This is a genomic window from Vibrio sp. HI00D65 (assembly GCF_001635455.1).
In the GTDB taxonomy this organism is placed as follows: Bacteria; Pseudomonadota; Gammaproteobacteria; order Enterobacterales; family Vibrionaceae; genus Vibrio.
The window spans coordinates 1-21,176 of the sequence record NZ_LWEH01000203.1; the positions used below are offsets into that span (position 1 = coordinate 1).

The 21,176-nt window shown below is 44.3% G+C and carries 23 protein-coding genes; 4 read left to right on the plus strand and 19 right to left on the minus strand.

Annotated elements, in window-relative coordinates; genetic code table 11:
- The 3 genes from A3712_RS15220 to A3712_RS15230 all read right to left on the minus strand — a co-directional run.
- Nucleotides 1-1,175 (minus strand): FUSC family membrane protein (locus A3712_RS15220; RefSeq protein ID WP_331710897.1); only part of this gene is annotated, 1,175 nt, incomplete at its 3' end.
- 375 nt (nt 1,176-1,550) lie between these two features.
- Complete coding sequence (locus tag A3712_RS15225; RefSeq protein WP_231891821.1) at nt 1,551-2,249, minus strand: nitroreductase family protein; 699 nt, start codon at nt 2,247-2,249, stop codon at nt 1,551-1,553.
- 27 nt (nt 2,250-2,276) lie between these two features.
- Nucleotides 2,277-3,260 (minus strand): zinc-binding dehydrogenase, encoded by a 984-nt coding sequence (locus A3712_RS15230; protein ID WP_063524119.1) that lies wholly within the window; start codon nt 3,258-3,260, stop codon nt 2,277-2,279.
- 118 nt (nt 3,261-3,378) lie between these two features.
- On the opposite strand from A3712_RS15230, the gene A3712_RS15235 reads away from it, so the two are divergent.
- The 4 genes from A3712_RS15235 (at nt 3,379) to A3712_RS15255 (ending at nt 7,675) form a co-directional block, all read left to right on the plus strand.
- Nucleotides 3,379-4,272: a LysR family transcriptional regulator gene (locus A3712_RS15235; protein WP_063524120.1), complete on the plus strand. Its 894-nt coding sequence runs from the start codon at nt 3,379-3,381 to the stop codon at nt 4,270-4,272.
- A gap of 564 nt (nt 4,273-4,836) precedes the next feature.
- The gene (locus tag A3712_RS15245) at nt 4,837-5,580 is read left to right on the plus strand and encodes a hypothetical protein (RefSeq protein ID WP_063524122.1); all 744 of its coding nucleotides are present in this window, start codon (nt 4,837-4,839) and stop codon (nt 5,578-5,580) included.
- Between the two features lie 431 nt (nt 5,581-6,011).
- A complete protein-coding gene (locus A3712_RS15250; RefSeq protein ID WP_063524123.1) occupies nt 6,012-6,419 on the plus strand; it encodes a LexA family protein in 408 nt (135 codons plus the stop codon).
- Nucleotides 6,419-7,675 carry a Y-family DNA polymerase gene (locus tag A3712_RS15255; protein WP_063524124.1) on the plus strand — a complete coding sequence of 419 codons (1,257 nt, stop codon included), beginning with the start codon at nt 6,419-6,421 and terminating at the stop codon, nt 7,673-7,675. Before A3712_RS15250 ends, A3712_RS15255 begins: the two co-directional genes overlap by 1 nt.
- Nucleotides 7,676-7,755: 80 nt before the next feature.
- Here the strand turns inward: A3712_RS15255 and A3712_RS15260 are convergent, their stop codons facing one another.
- The 16 genes from A3712_RS15260 to A3712_RS27850 all read right to left on the minus strand — a co-directional run bounded on the left by A3712_RS15260 (nt 7,756) and on the right by A3712_RS27850 (nt 20,880).
- Nucleotides 7,756-8,709, minus strand: a complete 954-nt coding sequence (locus A3712_RS15260; RefSeq protein WP_063524125.1) for a ParB family protein — start codon at nt 8,707-8,709, stop codon at nt 7,756-7,758.
- A 1-nt stretch (nt 8,710) separates the two neighbouring features.
- Nucleotides 8,711-9,958: a ParA family protein gene (locus A3712_RS15265; protein ID WP_063524126.1), complete on the minus strand. Its 1,248-nt coding sequence runs from the start codon at nt 9,956-9,958 to the stop codon at nt 8,711-8,713.
- Nucleotides 9,959-10,325: 367 nt separating this feature from the next.
- Nucleotides 10,326-10,553, minus strand: coding sequence for a hypothetical protein (locus A3712_RS15270; RefSeq protein ID WP_063524127.1), 228 nt, complete (start codon nt 10,551-10,553; stop codon nt 10,326-10,328).
- Nucleotides 10,554-10,871: a hypothetical protein gene (locus tag A3712_RS15275; RefSeq protein WP_063524128.1), complete on the minus strand. Its 318-nt coding sequence runs from the start codon at nt 10,869-10,871 to the stop codon at nt 10,554-10,556.
- A gap of 66 nt (nt 10,872-10,937) precedes the next feature.
- On the minus strand, nt 10,938-11,465 hold the full coding sequence (locus A3712_RS15280) for a glycosyl hydrolase 108 family protein (RefSeq protein ID WP_063524129.1): 528 nt from the start codon (nt 11,463-11,465) through the stop codon (nt 10,938-10,940).
- A 17-nt stretch (nt 11,466-11,482) separates the two neighbouring features.
- Nucleotides 11,483-12,448 (minus strand): contractile injection system protein, VgrG/Pvc8 family, encoded by a 966-nt coding sequence (locus A3712_RS15285; protein ID WP_063524130.1) that lies wholly within the window; start codon nt 12,446-12,448, stop codon nt 11,483-11,485.
- Complete coding sequence (locus tag A3712_RS15290) at nt 12,439-12,648, minus strand: hypothetical protein (protein ID WP_063524131.1); 210 nt, start codon at nt 12,646-12,648, stop codon at nt 12,439-12,441. The genes A3712_RS15285 and A3712_RS15290 overlap by 10 nt, the downstream gene beginning before the upstream one ends.
- Nucleotides 12,623-13,042 carry a phage tail protein gene (locus A3712_RS15295; RefSeq protein WP_063524132.1) on the minus strand — a complete coding sequence of 140 codons (420 nt, stop codon included), beginning with the start codon at nt 13,040-13,042 and terminating at the stop codon, nt 12,623-12,625. Before A3712_RS15295 ends, A3712_RS15290 begins: the two co-directional genes overlap by 26 nt.
- Nucleotides 13,042-15,831: a phage tail tape measure protein gene (locus A3712_RS15300; protein WP_063524133.1), complete on the minus strand. Its 2,790-nt coding sequence runs from the start codon at nt 15,829-15,831 to the stop codon at nt 13,042-13,044. The genes A3712_RS15295 and A3712_RS15300 overlap by 1 nt, the downstream gene beginning before the upstream one ends.
- 126 nt (nt 15,832-15,957) lie before the next feature.
- Nucleotides 15,958-16,488 carry a phage tail assembly protein gene (locus tag A3712_RS15305; RefSeq protein WP_063524134.1) on the minus strand — a complete coding sequence of 177 codons (531 nt, stop codon included), beginning with the start codon at nt 16,486-16,488 and terminating at the stop codon, nt 15,958-15,960.
- 59 nt (nt 16,489-16,547) lie between these two features.
- Nucleotides 16,548-17,015: a phage major tail tube protein gene (locus A3712_RS15310; protein WP_063524135.1), complete on the minus strand. Its 468-nt coding sequence runs from the start codon at nt 17,013-17,015 to the stop codon at nt 16,548-16,550.
- 10 nt (nt 17,016-17,025) lie between these two features.
- A complete protein-coding gene (locus tag A3712_RS15315; RefSeq protein ID WP_063524136.1) occupies nt 17,026-18,171 on the minus strand; it encodes a hypothetical protein in 1,146 nt (381 codons plus the stop codon).
- Nucleotides 18,171-18,371: a hypothetical protein gene (locus A3712_RS15320; RefSeq protein WP_063524137.1), complete on the minus strand. Its 201-nt coding sequence runs from the start codon at nt 18,369-18,371 to the stop codon at nt 18,171-18,173. Before A3712_RS15320 ends, A3712_RS15315 begins: the two co-directional genes overlap by 1 nt.
- Nucleotides 18,372-18,480: 109 nt before the next feature.
- Nucleotides 18,481-18,714 (minus strand): phage tail assembly chaperone, encoded by a 234-nt coding sequence (locus tag A3712_RS15325; protein ID WP_063524138.1) that lies wholly within the window; start codon nt 18,712-18,714, stop codon nt 18,481-18,483.
- A 16-nt stretch (nt 18,715-18,730) separates the two neighbouring features.
- Nucleotides 18,731-19,501: a hypothetical protein gene (locus tag A3712_RS15330; protein ID WP_063524139.1), complete on the minus strand. Its 771-nt coding sequence runs from the start codon at nt 19,499-19,501 to the stop codon at nt 18,731-18,733.
- A 98-nt stretch (nt 19,502-19,599) separates the two neighbouring features.
- On the minus strand, nt 19,600-20,880 hold the full coding sequence (locus A3712_RS27850; RefSeq protein ID WP_063524140.1) for a hypothetical protein: 1,281 nt from the start codon (nt 20,878-20,880) through the stop codon (nt 19,600-19,602).
- Between the last annotated feature and the right edge of the window lie 296 nt (nt 20,881-21,176).

The window sequence follows — 21,176 nt, forward strand, 5'->3', positions numbered from 1 at the left end:
CACTTAAGCTCATTAGCGCAAGAAGCGAATTCATAGTACTCCGCAATCCCTGCGCCAAGCGCGAACATCAAACCTACACGGGTAATATGACGCCAAATCGGATTGCCTCGGCTTGGCAGACGAAAGGACAATTCGAACGGCTGCACTTCAAAAGAGCGTTCATAAGCGGGTTCATTAAGCTCAATACGACAGGAAATGAGCTTCACTGCGTATGCCCAATAACGAAATCGGGGTTGGTCTTCGAGCTTCACCGCTTCAATCAAGTCATTCGCTTCTTGCGCTAATGAGCTTAAGTGCTCCATCTCTTCATGCGTGTTATGCAAAAGCTGTTTGGCTTTGTGTCTTAATCTTTGCTGACAATGTTGACTCCAAACTAATAACAAGTCTCGTTTTTGCTTACTTGACTGAAATTGGCTTAATAGATCTGGATTATTTGTATGGCTGCTTAGTACTACTTCAAACGTATCGATAGCGAGAAACAAAGCTTGTCGGAGCGAGTTAGCATCTTCTTGTTTAGAGCGAAAAGATTCGGATTGAAGAGCCTGTTGGAACAACTCGATTAGTTGGTATTTTAGGCGCCTTTTTGGTGCTCCATTTTCGTTTCCTAACAAGAATTCTTGACGATATTGGATGTAGTCTGCCAACGTTTCGTAAATCGCGGATAGACACACGCGCAACGCATAGTGCCTCCATAAGGCAAACCAAAGCCAGCTAAATAATGCAAAAGCAAGAGGTCCAAGCACCAACATAGGGTACAAGCTTAAAGCTGAATTGGAATTATGAAGTGACAGGCTGACGACAGCGATCAGGAGGCTGGACATCCCTAGCCGTCCCCAAAATGGGCCATTTACCGCAGCGCTGGCAAGTAAGGCACCAATTGCGCCATAGGTCAACCATAAAGGTAGCCCGCTGATCAGCAGAACGTAACTGACGGCCAGAGTCACTCCCCAAGCGGTTGCTGTAATAGCAAAACGTGTCCAGCGCCTTGGACCGGCTGCGTCAAGACCACTAATTAAAGCTGCTGGCATAGTCATGAGAGCGGTCATTGCGATACTGATTTGATTAGACAACACCCCTAAACCGAGAAATAGCACAATGGCACTGGTGGCGCGAAGCCCTAGGTTAATGGAAGGGGAGTACCAGATTTTACGCAAAATGGCAGGAGAAAACGTCATAGACCCTCTTTACTTGTTATATCCTATTTATTGTAACGCCAAACCTCTTCATTGTGCTGGCTTCAATCACAGATTAAAAAATTGAAGCACTGCAAACCTCTAACTGAAGTTTTCTCTAAGCTGAGCAAACAGCCAATCACTAAATAGAGTGGCTTATCGCGCCTCTAAATTCAGATAACTTTTAATAAGACAAACGCATATTAATAGCATGTGAATGAGTATTTGACCTGTGTGATAAAGGGCACTTCTGAGCTTCGAAGTGCCATCTCTAAAGGCTCTGGACAGAATGAGTTTCAGCCCGAACAGTCGCAACACTAATTTATTCAATGACTCCTTAGAAGCTTACAAAGCCAATGGTCAATACAAAATAGCACGCTAGATGATGTCATGTACCTGTTCAATCGGAAGTCGAGGTTTTCGAGACCAATTCCCCTCTAGCGCATAACCAACGGGAATGATCATTGCTGGTACTGCGGCACTAGGGAGGTTAAATTCTTTTTTCACACCATCAGGGTCGAAACCAATCATAGGGCAAGAAGCCAGCCCCATCTCATCGGCAGCTAACATTAATGCCATACTTGCAAGAGAGGCAGAACGAATGGCTTCATCACGTTGAAATTCAAGATTATCAGCATACATATTGTTGACAGCACCAATCCATCCATCAACGACCTCCTGAGGTAACACCTCACTTTCAAGAGAAGGGCGCAACGCTCGCTCAATCAGCTTTTGAGGTTCTAGAAGTCCTGAAACAATGATGGAGACTGAAGCATCCTCGACTTTTTGTTGACCGTATGAGAGCTCTTTTAAGCTAGCTTTCTTATCACTATCCCTGACCACCGTAAAATGCCAGTTCTGCAAATTAAACGCAGTTGGTGCCAGAGTGGTATATTGAATAAGTTTCTTTATTTCATCAGAGCTCATCGGCTTATTTTTATCAAAGTTATTGATGGATAGGCGACTTTGAAGGGAGTCGGTCACACTTTTTTTCTTTCTAAAAAACAAACTTTTTACCTTTGCTATGTATCTTTTTAAAAAGGCCACCACAGAAGAACTAAAATGTGTGGTGGCCAAGTATCATGATCTTCTTCTGACCGTCAATTAAGACATCTTTACAACCAACTTTCCGTTTGCCTGGTTAGCATCCATCAACGAGTGTGCTTTTCTAATATCTTCATATTCAAAAATTTTAGAAATGATTGAAGGCATTTTTCCACTAGTGATTTGTTCTGCAACCCAATCGATCGGTGATTCTTCAAGAGGAAGTTCATTACCTAGCATCCCACTCTGGAAGAAGCTTAATTTTATTGAACTTGGAAGGTCTGACATTAAGCCAAAATTTTCTATTACAGGTGCGCCTCCAAGTAAGCCGATGACTGCAACCTCTCCCCACGGACGAATAGCCTTCATTGTATCCACAACCGTTGACGCTCCCACAACTTCAAGAGCTTTATCTACACCTTCTGGGCGAAGGCTTCTTACCGCTTCACCCACATTGCCATTGTCGATAATGACACTGTCAGCCCCCATTGAGTTCAGTAACTCAGTTTTCTCTTCACTACGTGTTGTCGCAAATACTGTGAGGCCTTTTGCTTTAGCATAAGTTACCGCTGCAAGACCAACAGCTGAAGTCGCACCTCTTACAAGAATTGTTTCGCCAGATTGAATATTGAGTGTTTTGTCTAATGCTCCCCAAACGGTCGAGTAAAGCTCAGGCAAAGAGGCCAACGTTGCGAAATCAATATCACTATGAATTTTCTTTACGTTGGTTTTATTGACTGAGATGATTTCCGCGTAGCCGCCGTGGCGAGAGAACATCATTCCTCCCATCGCCGTAACCACTTTATCGCCAACCTTATAAGTACCAGATGCATCAGAAATAACCTCACCAGCCGCTTCAATACCTAGCGCAAGTTCTGGATTTAGTTGCCCAAAATGTCCTGCTCGATAATACGTTTCTGCTTTATTGAGACCAAATGCCTTCACTCTAATTTTAACTTCGCCCTCTTGTGCCATTGGCTCATTGGTATCAACGATAGTAAGTACTTCTGGAGAGCCTGTTTTAGTTGCAATAATTGCTTTCATAATCTTATTCCTATTTAATTTTTTGTGTATCGTGTCGATGAAGGCAATATTAATTCACTCAAAAACAAAGACAATACGAGTAAAATTACATAAACTATCTCATATTTGGGATAATAAAATGAAAGAAATCAATCTCAATAGCGCTAGAATTTTCATTGCGGTTATTGACAAGGGGTCATTCACCGCTGCGGCGAAAGAGCTAAACTTGCCACTAACCACAGTCAGCAGGAAAGTCGCGGAGTTAGAAAAAGAGCTAAACATTCGTTTATTAGAGAGAACGACGAGAAAAATGAGGTCGACTGAAGCTGGCGATGTTCTCTATCACTCTTTTGTACGAGCTTACGAAGAAATCAATCTAGGGTTTGACACTCTAATGAATAATGAACAGGCTTTAAGGGGAAGGATAAAAATATCAATACCGCCTTGCTTTCAGATTTTGTGGCCTTTGCTTAAGGGCTTCAAAGAGGTCTACCCCAACATTGAAATTGATTCTCTAGTCACAACTGAAAAGTTAGATCTAGTTGCAAATGGTATTGATGTTGCTTTTCGAGTTGGTGATATAAATAACCTGTCCCACGTAGTTCGCCGCCTCACAAGTTATCGTCACAAACTCGTTGCTTCTAAAAATATGGAGAAAATCAGCGACACATCTGAGCTGTATCATCAACCTTGTATTGCCTGGGGAAACCCTGGCTCAAACATCCACTGGGTTCTTGGTGGAAAAAAGGTTCGAATTGAGCCTAAAGAGATATCAAATGACTATTCTCAACTCAAATATAATCTTTTAAATGGTAAATACATTACCGAATTACCTCCGTTCTTATGTGAGGAGGGTATTCGAAAAGGAGACCTAGTGGAGATATTGCCAGACTCACCACTGCCATTACTTGACGTGAGCTTGCTCTATCCCTCCAGAAAGCAACTACCTCGCTTAACTCGATTATTTATTGAATACACTGTTAGTTACTTCAATAAACTAAATCAAGAAACTCCACAATCAGGTACCTGTTAGGTATCTGTTCAGCTTAAGGAAACAGATTTAAGAGATTGAATATTCATCGTAATCATGGACGCCAGCACCCACTAAGTCACTTTGGGCAACTTTGAGTTAAAAAAGTACTACGGATTAATACAGCCTGTGAAGCTTTTGGGCAGAACTTTCTTGGTGTACCCAATTAAATTAGAAAAGTGCGTGCTTACCCTCACAGCTCGAAGTGGATCCCCTCCATGCCTCAAAGGTTTGCATTAACCGTAATGGACATAGAACGGGCAACCAACCCAATGTGCAGCCGTATAACGAGGGTTAGGTTTGTTGGTAAGTTCATGGAAATAATAAGATTTCAACTTCATCATTTACATGTTGTAGAGAATCTACATCTAGAATCACGACTAGCGACTTTTACATGGTTGGATACCGTTGAGTTTGACCTGTCAGGTTTTGAGCGGAATACAGACGGTAAAAGTATCTGGGCATATATAATTTAAACTTCCCGAAGGGTGGAAACTTTCTTTTTAGTGAGTGTCTTACAATGTCGTGAATATAAGTAAAGATGGTTATCATCAAGGAAAACCCGTTATGATAAAAAATTATATCTTGCTCTCAACCCTTGTTACTGGCTTTGCCAATGCCGATGTACCTACTTGGTCGTTTAAAACCGATGTCAAGTTTGAATCTTCAGATAAGTTCATGTCTGTAACAGTACCAATCAATGGCAGCCTTACCACTTTCGCTTATCTACAAGATGGTAAAGAAGTGAAGCGAGGCATTAGTGTTGAACTGTTAGATGCTAGTGATAAAACCACTGATTTAGAAGTGAAAGTTCAAGATGGTGCTGGGAGTTTAATCAGTTCTACTCAGTTACTAAATGCTGCGATATGCCAAGAAAATCAAGCTAAACACGATAGATATGAAATGAGATTTATTCCTTTCAATACTGATGCTTGTAAACAATATTTCGATGTAGAGCCGAAGAAACTAGAGTCGTCTAATATCAATTCAGTATCACTACATATACCTGAAACGAAAACTAAAACTGATTGGAATATCATCAACTTTAGTTACTCAAAAAGTGCAAAGCTAAAAGATAAGCCATCATTGATTCAAATTCGCCCGCTCTGTGGGGAAACAAAAGAGCTCTGTCACTATCACTCATCAGGGTCTCCTTCTTATATCCAAAATGAAGGTATGGGATTCTCGAAGTTTCGCATTCGTGAATCAGAAACACTCACTGGTTTGACTTACTCCATATCTACGGACAAAAAAGGTGCATACAAAGAGAGTGGAGTAATTGAATTGGAGCCGATAACGTTTAATCAATAGTAGTTCTCGAGTATACCCAAGTTACCTGGCTCTAAATCAAGTATCTCGGGGCCACTTGGGTATATATCAAAGGCAAAGAAGAGTTTCCCCCCATCTTTTTAGTGCAATCACTTTCATTGTATAAGTACATGCTCATTTTACTTTTTGAACAGCCCTTATCTTCAGTGAGCCAGCCCAAAAAAACTCATAACAAGTTGAACGACACATTCTGACATCCTAACGTATGCATTGGGTACTTATGATTTGTGGTAAGCGCTCCATAGCCCCATTCCGCCCACCTTTATAAATTCATAATAAAACAATTAAATCAGTATTTTATGGTGATTAATTTATAACTAAGACTTCTTGAACAGAAAACTGACTTCATCTGACACTTGCGCTTCTGAGCATTTTTACCCATAATAATACTGTATATATAAACAGTATTATTTATGAACGTTATTCCTATTTCTGCCCGCGCCGGCATCACTGGCTTTGAGTCACCGGCTGCGGAGTACCGCCAACTTTCACTTGATTTAGATGAGTTACTGGTCGAGCACCCAAGTGCGACTTTTTTAGGGCGCGCGAGCGGAGACTCGATGCAAGGGGTCGGTATCTTCGATGGGGATATTTTGATTGTCGATCGCCACGTCGCCTTGAGTAACATGGATGTGATTGTGGCCAACCTGAATGGCGAATTCGTGTGTAAATTGCTTGATATTCAGCATCGCCAGCTGCTTTCTGCTAACCCGAACCACTCACCAGTTTTGGTCCAAGATTGCGATACCTTCACTGTGGAAGGCGTCGTCATACGTTCGATACGCTGTCACCGGGCCAGTCATTTATTGGGGCAAGGGTAATGTTTGCCCTGGTTGATGCTAATGCGTTTTACTGCAGCGCCGAGCAAGTCTTTCGCCCCGAATGGCGTGGTAAGCCTGTTGTTGTTCTGTCCAATAATGATGGTTGCGTAGTCGCGGCAAACCGTCAAGCCAAAGAGTGCGGGGTCGAGAAGTTTAAGCCCTACTTCCAGATGAAAGCACTGTGCGAGCAACGCGGCGTTATCGCGCTCTCTTCTAACTATGAGCTTTACGGTGACTTATCGAGCAAGATGATGGAAGTCATCGGCCGATTTGCTCCTGAGCAGCACATCTACTCTATCGATGAATCTTTTCTCTCTTTCGAGCGAACGGCGCTCGCGATACCGTGTCTTCGTGAGCATGGGCAAACCCTCAGAAAATCGGTGTGGCGAGAATGTCGGTTACCTGTGTGTGTTGGCATTGGACCGACGTTAACTCTGGCCAAAATCGCCAATCATGCGGCAAAGAAAATCGCTGGGTTTGATGGGGTGTGCGTGCTCGATACTTTAGTGGAACGCGAACGCGTCCTCGCTCAGCTCTCAGTCAGTGATGTGTGGGGAGTAGGGAAACGGCTGACGACTCACCTAAAACACCTTGGTATCACCACCGCGTTACAACTGGCCAAGTACCCAGCGCCATTGGCCCGCAAGGTGTTTAATGTGGAGTTGGAACGCACCGTGCGTGAGCTCAATGGCCAAGTCTGTAAACAGTGGGATGAAGCAAGAGCCGATAAAAAACAGATCTTTTCTACACGCAGCTTTGGCGAACGCATTGAAGACGAAACCTTATTACGTCAGGCGTTGTGCCACCACGCGGGCATAGCATCGCGTAAAGCAAGAAAGCAGCAATCCTTATGTAAGGTGCTAATGTGCTTTGCCTCGAGTTCGCCCTTTGATGATGCGCCCTATAACCGGCGTGTCGTCCACCGGTTCCCCTACCCGACGGCGGATGTCACGCAGATCACTCAAGTGGTTTCTGAACTCACAGCGCAGCTCTTTTCAGAAGGCGTGCGCTTTTACAAAGTGGGCGTTGGGCTATTGGATTTGGTTGATGGGAGGCAAGAGCAAGCGGACTTGTTTAACCCAGCCCCAAACAATACACCGTTAATGTCGGTATTTGATGGACTGAATCAACGTTTTGGCCAGAATACGTTATTCCTTGGCGCTCAAGGCATTGAGCAAAAGTGGCAAATGAGGCGTCAGCTTCTAACACCGCAGTACACGACATCTTGGGCAGATTTGCCTCAGGTTAAGTGCTAACTCTTTGCCTAAAAATAGTTCATTGCGGGACAACCCCCGTTGTCCCCAAAAAAAGCTCCAACCTATTATGGCGCTAAGTATCAACTCTGATTAATTTTTTCCGCGACAAATTGAACGATTTCATCGTACATCTCAGCGGGTAACCGACTCAGTTCAATCTTCAAACCACGCTTATCGCTACTACGAGAAACCTTCGCGTACTGGTTTTTGTTCTCAAAGTTCGCAATAGCTTCGGTCTTCCAAGAAATCTTAGCTTCCTTCTTCGCGAGCTTAGCTTCTATCGCTGCGAGCACGATCTTCTGTTTGTCTTCGACGTTCTCTACATCATCAAGATTAAATTTAAGTGAGTTGATAAAGCGCGAAACAGCGGTATTCTCCTTTACTAATTGCTTTTCAGCTTTCGCAAGCTTGGCATAGTAGCCATTCGGAATACCTTCACAATCTGGGAAGACCTCGATCATGCGTTGGTCGATGGCCGCCGCCGCAAAGCGCTTGCGACACGTTTCGCGACCAATGTTGAGGTGTGCGGCAAGCTCATCAATCTTAGTAAAACCTTGCTCTTGCATAATGCTTGAGTAATCTGCTCCCAACTCGCGGTAAGACAGGCGTTTAACAGACTGAGTTGTACTAATGAAAGAGATTAGGTCGGCCTGCTCAACATCCCCTTCAATCACCCATAATGGTAGGTCTTTCTTAGCTTGGAGACAGGTGAAACGGCGCCGTGAGCTATCAAGGAGCTGATAAGTGCCCAGCTCATCTTTGGTGGCGACACCTTCAGTATGTACGCCCTCTTCTTGAATGCTTGGCAAAATGTCGCGTACGGAGTCTAAAGTAAGCGATTCTTGGCAACGTGGGTTCAACGGGTGAATCGATGTTCTACTTTCCAGCTCATTGGCTTTAACAATCACACGCTCAGCAGTTGTGGTTTTTCCGCTGGCGAAAGTGAAGACTTTTTTGGGGCTTTCGGACTTTGTACGTTTACCCAATTGATTGCCTTGGTTAAAACCGGTGCGTTTATCTTGTGGTCGTAACATGTTATAGCCCCTTCGTTGCTAGTTGCTTGATTTCAGTAATGAATTGGTGATAAACGGCATTAACAGACGTCATGGCCAGGTCAAACTGCTTACCGCTGCAAATTTGCTCCGATTTTCGAATATCAAGCACGGTTCGGTTGCTTTCTGCTGCCGCAACAAACGCTTCAGAGTGGCGAATAGCGGTAGACAGTAAATGCCCTTGCGCCGCACGTAGTAGCTTATCGAATACTTTCACCTCGTGAGCACTCTTCTCGTCAAAGTTTACGGGAAGAAGCTTTGCCCACTTTAGATTTTCGCCCTGCGATGGCAGAGCTCTGAAAGTGCCCGGCATGGTAGCCATGTAATTACTGGTAGACGCAAAGTCGAATTCTCGCGGCGTGACTGGAATGAGTACCGCGTCAGCAGCTTCATTCACAGCCCATAGGATTGGCGAATTCTGGGGAGGGGTATCAATGAAAATGAGGTCGTATTCTTGTTTAAGTATCGGTAGGATTTTTTCGCGTAGCTCGCTCACCAGCTTCTGTTGACCTGCTTCATCTTGTCCCCAGTAGCTGTCAACAAAACGTTCGTCTGATGGGAATGCTGGGATCACATCAAGGTTTGGCAGATGCGTTTTGAATGGAATCGCTTTAACCAGCTCCTCATAACCCAAGTCGTTAAGGTACTGCGAGAAGTCCCCTTCAGGTTCTAAATCGGCCAGTGCAATATCGACAGCCGTCATATACACCGACTCATCATCGGCTCGGTGAATGAGGTTTTGGCCCGTTGAGCCTTGTGGGTCTAAGTCGATAACCAAGCAACGCGCATTGAGGTTAAGGTCTAAGGCTGCTGCGGTCGCTAAGGTGACAGTTGTTGTCGATTTACCAGTACCACCTTTATGGTTTTCGACAACCACAGTGGTTGGTTCAAAGCGCTGGTTGTACTTTGGAAAATCCATAAAATCCATCATGCTTGCGACATCAAAACGATTATAGAGATGGGTGCGGCCTTGAATGATAGGCGCACCAATCACGCCCTGCTCTGTCGCTTCGTCGATTCGACTATTAAACGTCACACGCGATAGACCAAAAAGTTCTTGAAGTTCTTTTTTCTTCAACGAATGGTTGTAGATCAAACGGTCAACGCTTCCTTCAATTTCAGTGTCAGTTACTTTGATCTGCATGCGCTCTTTGATAACAGCCTTAAGGTCGGCCTGTTCTTGCTGCATGCGTTCGCATACGAGTTCCAATGAATCGATGATGGTGGTCATGAAATGTCCTTAGTGCCTAAATCGCTTACAAACACTATAAAGTACTAGAAGTAAAAATTAAACCCTAAAAGATACTTTTATCCCAGTAATGGTTTAATATCTGTTTTTAGTCGCTAGATGGACGAAGGTTAACTTGAATGAGTGCTCTTTATTAGCTCCATGAGACAAAATAGATCACAAATTCAAGGTAATACGGAAGGGGGAGGCTTGTGAAACTTACTTGAAGTTCGAGATTTACTGTAATGGCAACAACGTTTATGAATGACTAGCACACGTCTTAAGCGCAAAAATATAAGTTTGTAAATTTTTAAAGCTTCGAATAGGAATATAAACACCCTCACCCTTGTCGTTGTTTGCAAGGTACCATTCAAGGTTTATCGGTGTGGGTAGGCAATTGCTTTTTGGGGAGGGTGACACGCACGCAGCCAGAAGGATGGCCGAACTCATTAGCAAAAGTCTCGTGTGGTTTTTCATTGATCTGTTTAACCTGTGCTTGTTTGTACTCTTGTTGTCGGGTCTCTCGCCATTTTTGATAACAGCTTGTGATAAATGAAAAGGCTTTCAGTAGCCCCAGAAAAGCTTGGAGATATTGCATTTATTGCGTCCGCTTGAAATGAATAGGATTGTTACTTAGTTGATTCTTGGCATGCCCACGGTTAGCTGCAATTCCCTCTAATACAGTAATGAGCCACTCGGGGGCTTTTGCTAATGTTTGAGGTTTAATGAACTGTCTCACCTGTGCCCAAATAAATCCGAGAGCGAACAGGACAAGCACCACAGCACCGTAATATTCACCGGCTGACCATCTCAGTACGCCAAAGATCAGATCAGCTTCTTCAGGAGTCAGAGTGCTGACCTCTGCCGCCACACAATTTGGTATCATTACAAGCAGTAAAAAAATTATCTTTTTCATGTATTTATCCATTTTTAGATGATTGTGGTATTTGCCTCTATATTATTAAAGACTGCTGAAAATCCATTAGTTATCGGTTGCAGCTAAACGAAGGTTTTCCGCGATTCGTTGTGACCAACCTCGCGAGAACTTGCGCCACGCCTTTGTATCGTTCATGTAATCTAAACGGTCGGCTAAAAACTTTAAGAGCACATCATTATGATCTGCGGCTTTAACTGCAGCTTCAGTTTTCTTACCATAATAGCCATCGTCCTTAGTGCCGACGGCGCGCTGCAAAAAGCGCATTGCACGCCAACAACCATGATGAATTGATGCATCAAAAAGTTGATACATCAGCGCTTTATGCAGATTGTCCCCACCAAGTTTGAGCCAAAAATCATGATAGTAGACCTCTTTAGCTTGCTCGATGCTGAGCTGTTCTATATTTAGATGCGGGTAGCTCATGGCGGAGATACCAAACTTCGTACCTTTACATTCTCCCTGGCCGACGGTTCCAGTCGTCCAGTTACCACGGTCATCGTATAGGTTTTGGTACTTACCTTCGTGACCAATCACCCTTTCGAAAGCGATCAAATAGGCTTGTGGGTATTTCATAGGTCCTCTCTCAATAATTAAGCCGGGCGAGTGGCTTCTACTTGGATGGTATAGGTACTGCGGGTACCCGACAGAGTAACGCTTTTAATCGACCAGTTACCCTTGGAGTGGAGAGAGCAAAACCCCTCTAACTTCATAGCCGATTCAGCAAATAAGCCTGGCTTCCCTCTTAAAGTGGCGCTGAATCTTTGCACGCGCCGGTTAAACTCTGAAAGTTTAGCTTCGGCACGTTGCGTCGCTTCATCTGCACTTTTAAACACACTATCTTGAATTAGGTAATAAGGTTTGTGGCCGATCTTCGCTGTGCCACTTTCTCCCGTCTCAGTGGTTTGCCATTCAGCTTTAATGCCTTTGAATCGGATATTACTGGGGTGTGCAATCTTGGCTGAACCTTTTTGAACATCCTGAGCCGAAATAATGATGGAACGCTGGACGTTACCTGCTAACGTTTTTAGACTCCCTCGCTTGCCAAACACATACATACGATCGATGGGCTTGGCGATAGCGTCGTACATCGTTGCTAATCGAGTAATAAAAGCAGAGTCAGTCTCCTCATTTTGATTCAAGTGTCCGGTTAACAGGCATGCGAGTTCTGGGCTAACGCGCACATCGTAGCCATGCGGTTCCATTACGGCTTTCACCACATCCGAGACTGTAGCCGGTGGAAAGGAGCGTCGCCTAGGTTCCTTAAAACCACTCCTATCTTCTACACTAAATTTAGCTGGAGTAAGTTGCACAACTAGCTTTACTGGATGCAAGTGTTCAGTGACCGAAGAAACTTGAAAAGCTCCCCGATGTTCGCCATCAATCGTTACGCTCCACTCACAACCGCTTTTAGGAATGTACTCTTGTAACTGGCTACCACTGAAGTTAAGAGTAAGCCTATCCGCTTTTGTACCATCATCACTGTCTGTTAATGACCAGCTGATGAGAAATGGCTTAAGCTCTGTAGCCCCCTCCCCCTTGATGCTTATTACGTCCATACCGGTATTTCTCTTGTTGCGACTTCATTAGTTTTATCTTCAATAGTCGGTAATTCAACCACTTGGCCGGGTTCTAAAAAAGGTGTAGTTTGGTTTGGATTAAGTCGATAAAACGCCTCCTCAAGTTCGTCTGAGTCCACACCAAATACACGAAAAAGTAACCGGTTAACCGTTTCATTTGGCTTTACTTGTACTTTCATTTCTCTGTCGATATTCCTTTAGCGTGAGTGTTATTTTGACGATTTGCGCTTGTCCTGAATCAATGATTTTTGTATAGCTGGTCTTTACATTACGAATGGTAAATGTCCCCCAATTTTTACCTTTACTATCCGTCGCCTGAACGACCTTATGTGCTTTGGCCATCGCACGTAACGCTTCAGCTTCGGCCTCGCCACTCCCTTTGAACGCTACGAGATTAAGCGTCCAGTTATCGAGCGGGTTGGCAGTAGGGTCTTGCCTCGGGCAGTCAATCGCATCAAAATCTGACCAACCACTAGAAGTCTCATAGGAATGGCCTTCCAGCGGATTACTTTGTTTGACACTAAAAACATGCTCGTCTAGTGCCAAATGCTCGTTAAATGCTAAATACTCCATTAATTCACCAATGAATGTTCAAAATCTTGTGTGAGGTTTTCAGAGTCCAAACCATGCTCTTGAGCAAACTGAGTGAGCGCCTGCTGTATCGCCTCCATCGTTAACATTGCGGTTTGTTCTGGGGCTTGCGCTCCAGATATCTGCACAACAGGAGAAAAGGTCACACTCGGCCTCTGAGTTTGCTCTGCTTTATGAATTTGATTACTTCTAATCTCTTCCATTTTATTGGGTAAGGGGCTCTGGTTTATCCAATGCTCCGTGGCAAGTTCTGGACTTTTCGCTTGAGCAAACTCGGGGCTGGCCACTGCTTTTGCCCCCTCAGACGCCGGTTTCTCGCTTGGTGTGCTTCCATCACCTTTAAACCAACTAAAGATGGTTGAACCAATATCTTCACCAGTAACGTCGCCAAGCATTCCTCCAATACCTGCGCCAATCACAGTTCCGATACCAGGAAGGACCATTGAGCCAAGCGCAGCACCTGCTGCTGCACCACCTAAACCACCAAGCAACCCACCGCCACGTTTTGCCGCCGCGGCTTTATCTCCACTCATTAGGTGGTTAGTAAAGCTAACGGCATCAAAGGCCATGCTGAGAGGTCGCACAAAGGAAGTCACTTTAGCCAGTTTATGAATAGGCATGCCCCACCCTTTTGCCTTGGCACTTCTTGAATCCGGCGCATGCCCACCGGGAACGCTCGAAGGTGAATCCTGAATTACACCGCTGAACAACCTCATACCTAAACTGCGTTTGCCAGCACGTCGGCGTCGTGATGATGGCCTTGCTTTTTCTCTTGCCCTGCCAGATTCGCTCACGCGAGCGCCGCCTGTCGCTCTTGCTTGACGTTCCATTGCGGCAGTGTGACGATTGGCCGCAGCCGTCGCTTTGTCTGTAGCAGACTGTTGGCTCTTTAAGGCCAATGCCTCTTTAGCGATACTCGTAATGTTTGTCGCGAATTTGATACCTTGATAAACCTTATAAGCAGCAATACCGGCCACGACTGAAGCACCTAGCCCAAGTACAGCACTGCTCGCCATTCCGGATTCGGCAATCCAATCAGTTGTTGCTATCGTTAGGTCCGTGACACCATTGTAAAAACCTCTAAGTGCAGGCCACGCCTTATCACCCAAAACAATGGCTAATTGACTGAATGCATCATTAGAGCGCTCTATATCAGCAAGCCTTGTACTGGCATTTTCTTGGTACTCTTTATTCACCGAATTTGAGCTTGCAGAAGCCGCATTCTCCTGAATTTGAGTGAGTTGCTCTGTATCCTTGAGCATCTTTGTTATCAGTGGACTCGCCTTGTCACCAAATATGGACTTGATCGCAGCAGCTTGCTCCTGTGTGTCTAACCCTTTGATACCATCGAGTACACCCAGCAAAGTAGCTGTTGCGTCTTTTGTCATACCAAGTGAAACAGACTCTGCATCAGTACCAAGCTTTTTAAAGGTGTTTTTTTGGCCATCCGTCGCTAGGAGTCCAGCGCTTAAAGCTGCGGTAATGTCCTTGACAGCTATTGTCGCCTCTTTTTTACTAGCGCCATTTGCTAAAAGGGCTCCCGACAGTCCCAATGCTTGTGACTCACTGAAGCCTGCGTTCATCATGAACTCGCCTTGGCTAGCCATAACATGCACGAGATCGCTTGCATTAACGCCGCTATTTTTGCTGTCAACCTCATTGATCATATTAGCCATATGCATGAATTTTTTTTGACCGGATTCATCATGCCTATACCCAAGTGCATTGCGTAATTTCATTCCTTGTTGGGCAGCCTGCACTTTGTCTTTTATGCCCCAAGCAGATGAGGCCATAACAGTCTCACGGGTATAAGCAACAAGATCTTCCTTGCCAATCCCCGAGTTCGCGCCAGTACCAGCAATTGCCATTATCTGTGAGCTATCCACCCCTGCTAATTCGACCGCAAGACTATTTAGCTCACGACGTAGCGCTTGTGCTTCTTGTCCTTGAGCGCCTTGATTTCCAAAATCAAAATTTCGAGCAATGGTTAAAAATGACGCATCATTGACAGCCGATTTTTTCATCATGACTGCGCCGGTCGATAAAATGGCCCCAGCAGTGGCGTTACTGCTTGGCATTGATTGCAGTACATCTTTTTTACGTTGTTGAAGTTCATTAGAGCGGCTTAGCAAGCGATTTTCACGGTCGAGTAATTGCGCCGATTTTTCGACTCTACGGTCTGCGATATCTTTAGCTTTGGGTAAATCCGTCGGGTTAATACCGACTGCTTCCAACTTACTTTCCAGCTTAGAGATTTGGCGTGACTGGTTTTTCTCTTGTGCTTTTAAGCTCGATGCTTTTTGACGTAGCCTCTCTAATTCCGCTTGTTCCTTTTTGGTGTGCTTATATTGGGCGTTTTTTTTCTTAGTCAGCTTGTATACGACCGACTCAGAACGAACTAATTTTTGTTGCTCTTTATCAGTTAAATTAATACCTTGGGCTTTTTTCCTATTCAGCACTTCTAAAGCTTTCTGGTTATTTTTTAGCGAAACGGTCTCTGCGTCCGTAAGCTTTAGATGGAGTGTTTGTTTGGCAGACAACGCTGTCAGTACTGCGCTGTTATGTGATGCTTGCTTTTGAGTCATGCGAAGCGCCGACTCTAAAGACTCGAACTGCCTAACATCACCTGCAATATCCTGTGCTGATTTCAGTTCCTTTTGTGCCTTTTTTATGGCGCCAATAAAACCTTGCTGCGCCTTATCTGCTGTCTCAATTCCAGCGACCGCTTGCGTAGCACCTGTGGTGATGCCTAATTCTATTTTTTTATCCACGCTTTACCCCTAAGTGAGCTAAAGCTAGCTCGTAACGTCGCAATGCAATTTCCGTTGTCCACTCTTGTGCATCACCAGCGGAGTAACCCGCCAGTGGAATCACGTCTAGAATGACTTCAACGCTCTCTACTGAAAGTAAGCCGCTGGTCTGATTAAAAAATGCGTTACAGCGCTCACAAGGCTTCGGTAATCTGGTAATGGCAAAGCCATAATTTCATCTTCTTCAAGATCTGTAAGGTTCGCGATAATAAAACAGGCCCGTTTGATGTCATCATTGATTTTATTGGCCATTTTGGAAAGTTTAAGGGTAGGTAGCTCGAAGGTTACTTTGCGCTCACCACTAAAATGCAGCACCACTTCTTTCGCTGTTTCATCCTGCTCTAATTGAGCCAACTGGTAGCTGGTTTGGTGGTAGAAGTCATAAGACGACTCATAAAGCGTCAGCCAATCAGGGCTTGATAGCGCATCCAGTTCATCTTGGCAAAGCCCTGTTGAGGCCATCACCAAAGCTTCTTTCTCTTCTTGGGTGAATGTGTCACCTTTCGGCTCAATCGCCATGCTTGATTCACGGCTCATTGGCTTTACTGTGACTTTACTGAGTGTTTCAATGGATTTTAAAAGCGTGAATGAACGCTCTAGGTATTCGGTTTGAGTCATACTGCCTCCACAATAAATAAAAAGGTCGCCAATTGGCGACCTTAAATAAACACAATGCGTTAGTTATTGAATTTCTTGCCACCGATCGTGTATTGACCGTTATCAATATCCACTTCGGTGAGGGTCACACCGTTTTCTTTCCATGTATGCCTCGAGATCTGTCCCGTTAAGGTAAGGGTTTGTTGTTCGCGCATCTTGTGTGATGAATACTCCACGCTGACTTCACCCGTCATCTGGTGCTCAGCTGAAAACACCTGATCTTGATTCGTGCCATTTTCATTGAAAATAATGACCGTCTTATCACCATTTTTCAGGGCCGACTTGACCACCGAAGCCATTTCACCCTTAATGGTCACCGACCACTCAGCAGCTTCGTAACCCACACACACTTTTTTGCCCATGAATGCCCCAGGCACATCAGCATATACTTTGCTGTATTTGGGTGGTGTAAAGTCTTCAATGTTGTTCGTAATTTTAATGTCGCCTGGTAGTACTAGTTTTCTGGCGAGAGTAACTCGATTAGACATATTTCACCTATTAACTGAATGATTTAACTGCGCTGTCGATGTAAACCTGTAAAATTTCATCGCTTTGGTTGAGTTCAATGATGGAGTGCTCGTTAGGACGGTAAGCGCCCCAATCAACCACAAGTACCCACTCACCATTTTTATAACGCTGCAAGTTATTGCGAGTGGTGTGGAGGTAACATTTTGCACCAATGATCTCACCATCGGCTTGCAGACTGGCGAGCCAATTATTCAACTGCGCAACACGCTGATTAAAGAAATCAAAGTCCAAGTTAGATTTCATCGTGTCACGATGTGACTTGATAAGCTCTCGACACAATTGGTTTTCAATACCAATAATATTGCCAAAACTACCATCTGCCGTACGGGTGCCTAAGAACATTAAGCCGCCATTCGGATCTCGAACCGTAAGCGCGATGCCTTTTTTATTAAGGTCTACCGCTTCACTGTTTTTATCGTTAACACGGTACCCAACCAAACGGGCGATATCGTCCAGTGGTACCGGTGCACCATTGGGTGTTTGAGAAGGTTTCACACTGCAGCGCGCTGCCATGCCAACAACAGATGGTGGAATCGTATGTCTCCAACGCTCACCACTCACATCACAACACCATACGCGTTTATGGCTCTCACCTAATTTCCCAGCATATTCCTTAGCATCCTTGGTGATAAAATCCGGTGCGTCAGTCCAACCCTCACAGTAGGTTTGGTTAGCAAGTGCCGCTAATGCGTTAGCGATTTCAAGGCCATGGAAGCCTGGTGCGGCCACATTGGTAGGCGCTTCTTTGCATCCAGCAAACGCTGCAATACCTGTTAATCGACCAGAAGGCGACACGCCACCAACGATGTTTTGTAGCGTTTCATCGGCATCTGCACCTGGTTTTTCAATGATGACGTAACAAGGCACCTGAGCGACTTCTAGAAAGTACTTCGCACTACAATAAAGCACACCGGCTGGGTTCTCTGTTGTGTCAATTTTGGCTAGGTCAGCGGTCGTATAAAGCTTGATAGGTTCGCCATAAGGAACGTCTGGATGTTTGTTGGGTGCCAACCCAATCATGCCGCCCAGTTGGTTATCCACTCCGCCCATTGGGCCTAACGGCTCACCCACTTCAAGTGAGATGCCGTTATGGTTTTGTGTTGTTGTTAATGCCATTATTGTCTCTCTTCTTTTAATACGAGATTTTTATTTCTGAGATGATACTCAGCTTGAGATGGTTTCAAGGTGACCGTTTGACCCTCTTCACGCCAGTAATAAAGGATGCGCTTTTCTCTGAGCATCACATAGTCGCGCGGGTCATTCGTTGCCTGCGTTTGGGTTGGTGCGTCTAACGCAGACGCTTTCGTTTTTGCCATTGGTTAATCTCCAAATAAAAAGCCCCGCTCAAAGGCAGGGCTCTAGGTGAAATTTAGATACAAAAAAACCGCTTTACGCGGTGTCTTTATTTCGTGCTTCTTTAACACATTAAACCGTTGGTTTAACAGGCCAAACAACATCGTCTGGGTTATCATAAGTTTGCGGAATATCACGCAAGGCTTGGCGGTAAGACCGAAAAGGTAGTGGGTCTTGCCCTATATCCATTGCAATATTTACAAGCTTATCCGCTTCTACTAACTTAGCATTACGCGTTTCTATAACCTCTACCCAACTTTCACTTACTAAACCGCGAGCAGTCACTACAAACATTTCATTTTCCATTCGCTTTTCCTTCGTTTTAAATCATTTTTTCTACTTTTCTCAGAATATCGTTTTTAGGGTTATATAACTTTCCATGCTTTTTGTTTTTCGGGAACCTGCCCACACAAACTGTTGGTAAAGCTAAATAAATCTCATCGCCTTTTTTGAAATCACTAAAAAGAAGGTCAACATGAGTGTAAGTACCAGGGTTGGTGTGATTTTTTACAATGTTTATTTGTTTCCATTGCCCTTTAGTATCTTCACCTAACCATCGAACAGCACCTGAACCTTTAATTTTGGTATACGCAAGAAAAGTCGTTACCGGGCTTTGTTTCACGTGTTGATCAGGTATATAGAAATCGTAACCACTCAAAGATTGAAACTCTTCTGACAATATCGTCATTTTTAGGATATTAAATGTCCTAGAAAAGTTACGACTACCAGAGCCAACCCCCATAAAGTCCAGAAGCTCTTGCGCTTCTGGATGTCGAGAAGATGGTTCAACAGTACTTCTAACACCAATCATTTCGACTTTAAAAGCGTCATTTCGATTGGCACCAACGCCCATACCAACCGGATATCTATTTTTAAAGCCAGAAGTATTCTCAGTAACTTCACGTGTATCAAGAAAGTCATTGTTGTAATTTAGTGCTGTGAAACCAATCATATCTCCTAGAGCATCACCAAACTCTCGAAACTCAGTTTCTGCTTTGTCAACTTTGTCATCAATCTCTTTGACTTTCCCACTCACCGTTTTTGTTAACGCCCCCACCGCTTTAACAATTTCGGCACTTTCATTTGCTTTCATATTTAATCCTTATTTAAATGTAGAACGATTTAAAATACCTCAGGTGGGTTACCCACTTGGAAAACACACCCAAGAAACGCTGGCCATTCCCCTGACAATTAAGCATAAACAGGGTTGAGAACCGGAACCGTAAACCAAATTCTGGCTGAATTTACTTCCCCATACTTGTTGAGGGCAGAACGTGCATCGAGCTGAGGTGACATTATTGATATTGCCCCGTTATTATTTGCGATCACAGAAACAACTTGGGAAGATAAATCTTGAACGACGGGGCCGATTTTGTAATACCACTCCACAACACCAGTGGAATAGGCCTCACTGAAATGAGTGATACCCGCACCTCGCAGCGCTTCTGCAAGCGCAGCTTTTGACACCACAACCTCAATCCCCGAGTCATCGTTACCGCGTATTGAAAAACCGTGAATATAAATACAACCAGAAATGAACGCCATCGAGCCGCATCCCGCGACTTTAAAAGTCGTTTTTCCAACTGAAATGGGGCTTTTACCAATCATTGAACGTTCGTAATGAGCGTCAGAGGCATTGTCCGTTGAACTAAAACCTGATTTAAAATACTTGGTAAGTGCAAATCTATTGAGATCCGGCAATGGGTTTGAATCGTTCGACTGTTTATCTTCGAGTAATTCGATTTGATGCTCTAAATCACGTAAACGTAATTCCTGTTCAATATTGAGGTGAGCATTTTCAACAAGATTTGTTGCCAACTCAGTAACGACCTCATTTTGTGTATTCCTGGTGTCCCCCAAACCTCTTTCGACCTGCTTAACGGCCTGATTTTGACGTTGGAAATTGGCTTGCGTATTGGCTTCAAATGCGGCTTGATGCGTAGCTAAACCTTCAACATTTTGATCTAACTCTTGTAACTGAAAAGTATGGTCAACCAACAAACAGTGCGTTTCAATCACGCCTGCACTTAACGTTTCAAACTCTTCATCAATCATGATGTTTAAGTTTTCGGTTCCGACGACAACCGTTAATGAATCGCTTGGTAAGGCTTCAAAGTTCATCGTAAAAGGCACAATAACGTGCGCCCCTTTTGATTTATAGGTTAGTGTTTTATTTGGTTCAGAAATAACGCCAAGCAGTGTTCCCGACTCTAACCATAAAGCGATTTCGCCAATAGGGAACTCTTTATCCCCTGAAAACTTGGCCGCCATTTGTAGTGAGGTATCGCTAACGTTGACACATTGAATAATATCTTCAATTTGTCGCTCATTACGTAACGCCTGCTGAGAAGGGCTGGGCGTATAAGACTGGTCACCCACCGATATTTTGGCAATTTTGGCTTTTATGCCTGCATTCTTTGCGCTGATACACTCAGCTAAGCCATGATGCGTAATGGTTACCGCTAATGTCATATTGTTCTCGCTATTATTTCAATTGGGGTGATTGATATGGAATAAGGGCCCAAAGAAGCGCCAAAACCCAGAGGTCTGATGCCCTAACTGGCACAATGACGATCCAATCGATACCGGTTAAATACCGAGGTTGATGCTTCCCCCTTCCTTTTCTCATGCAGTCAAACGAAACAACGGCGAGACGCAGTAAGCCAGCATGGACCAATATTGCGCTCGCTCTGGCTATACAGGCTATAGAGGCTCTATTTATCGCTCAGTTCTTTCGCTTAAAATAAAGAGCCCTACGAAAAAGTAGG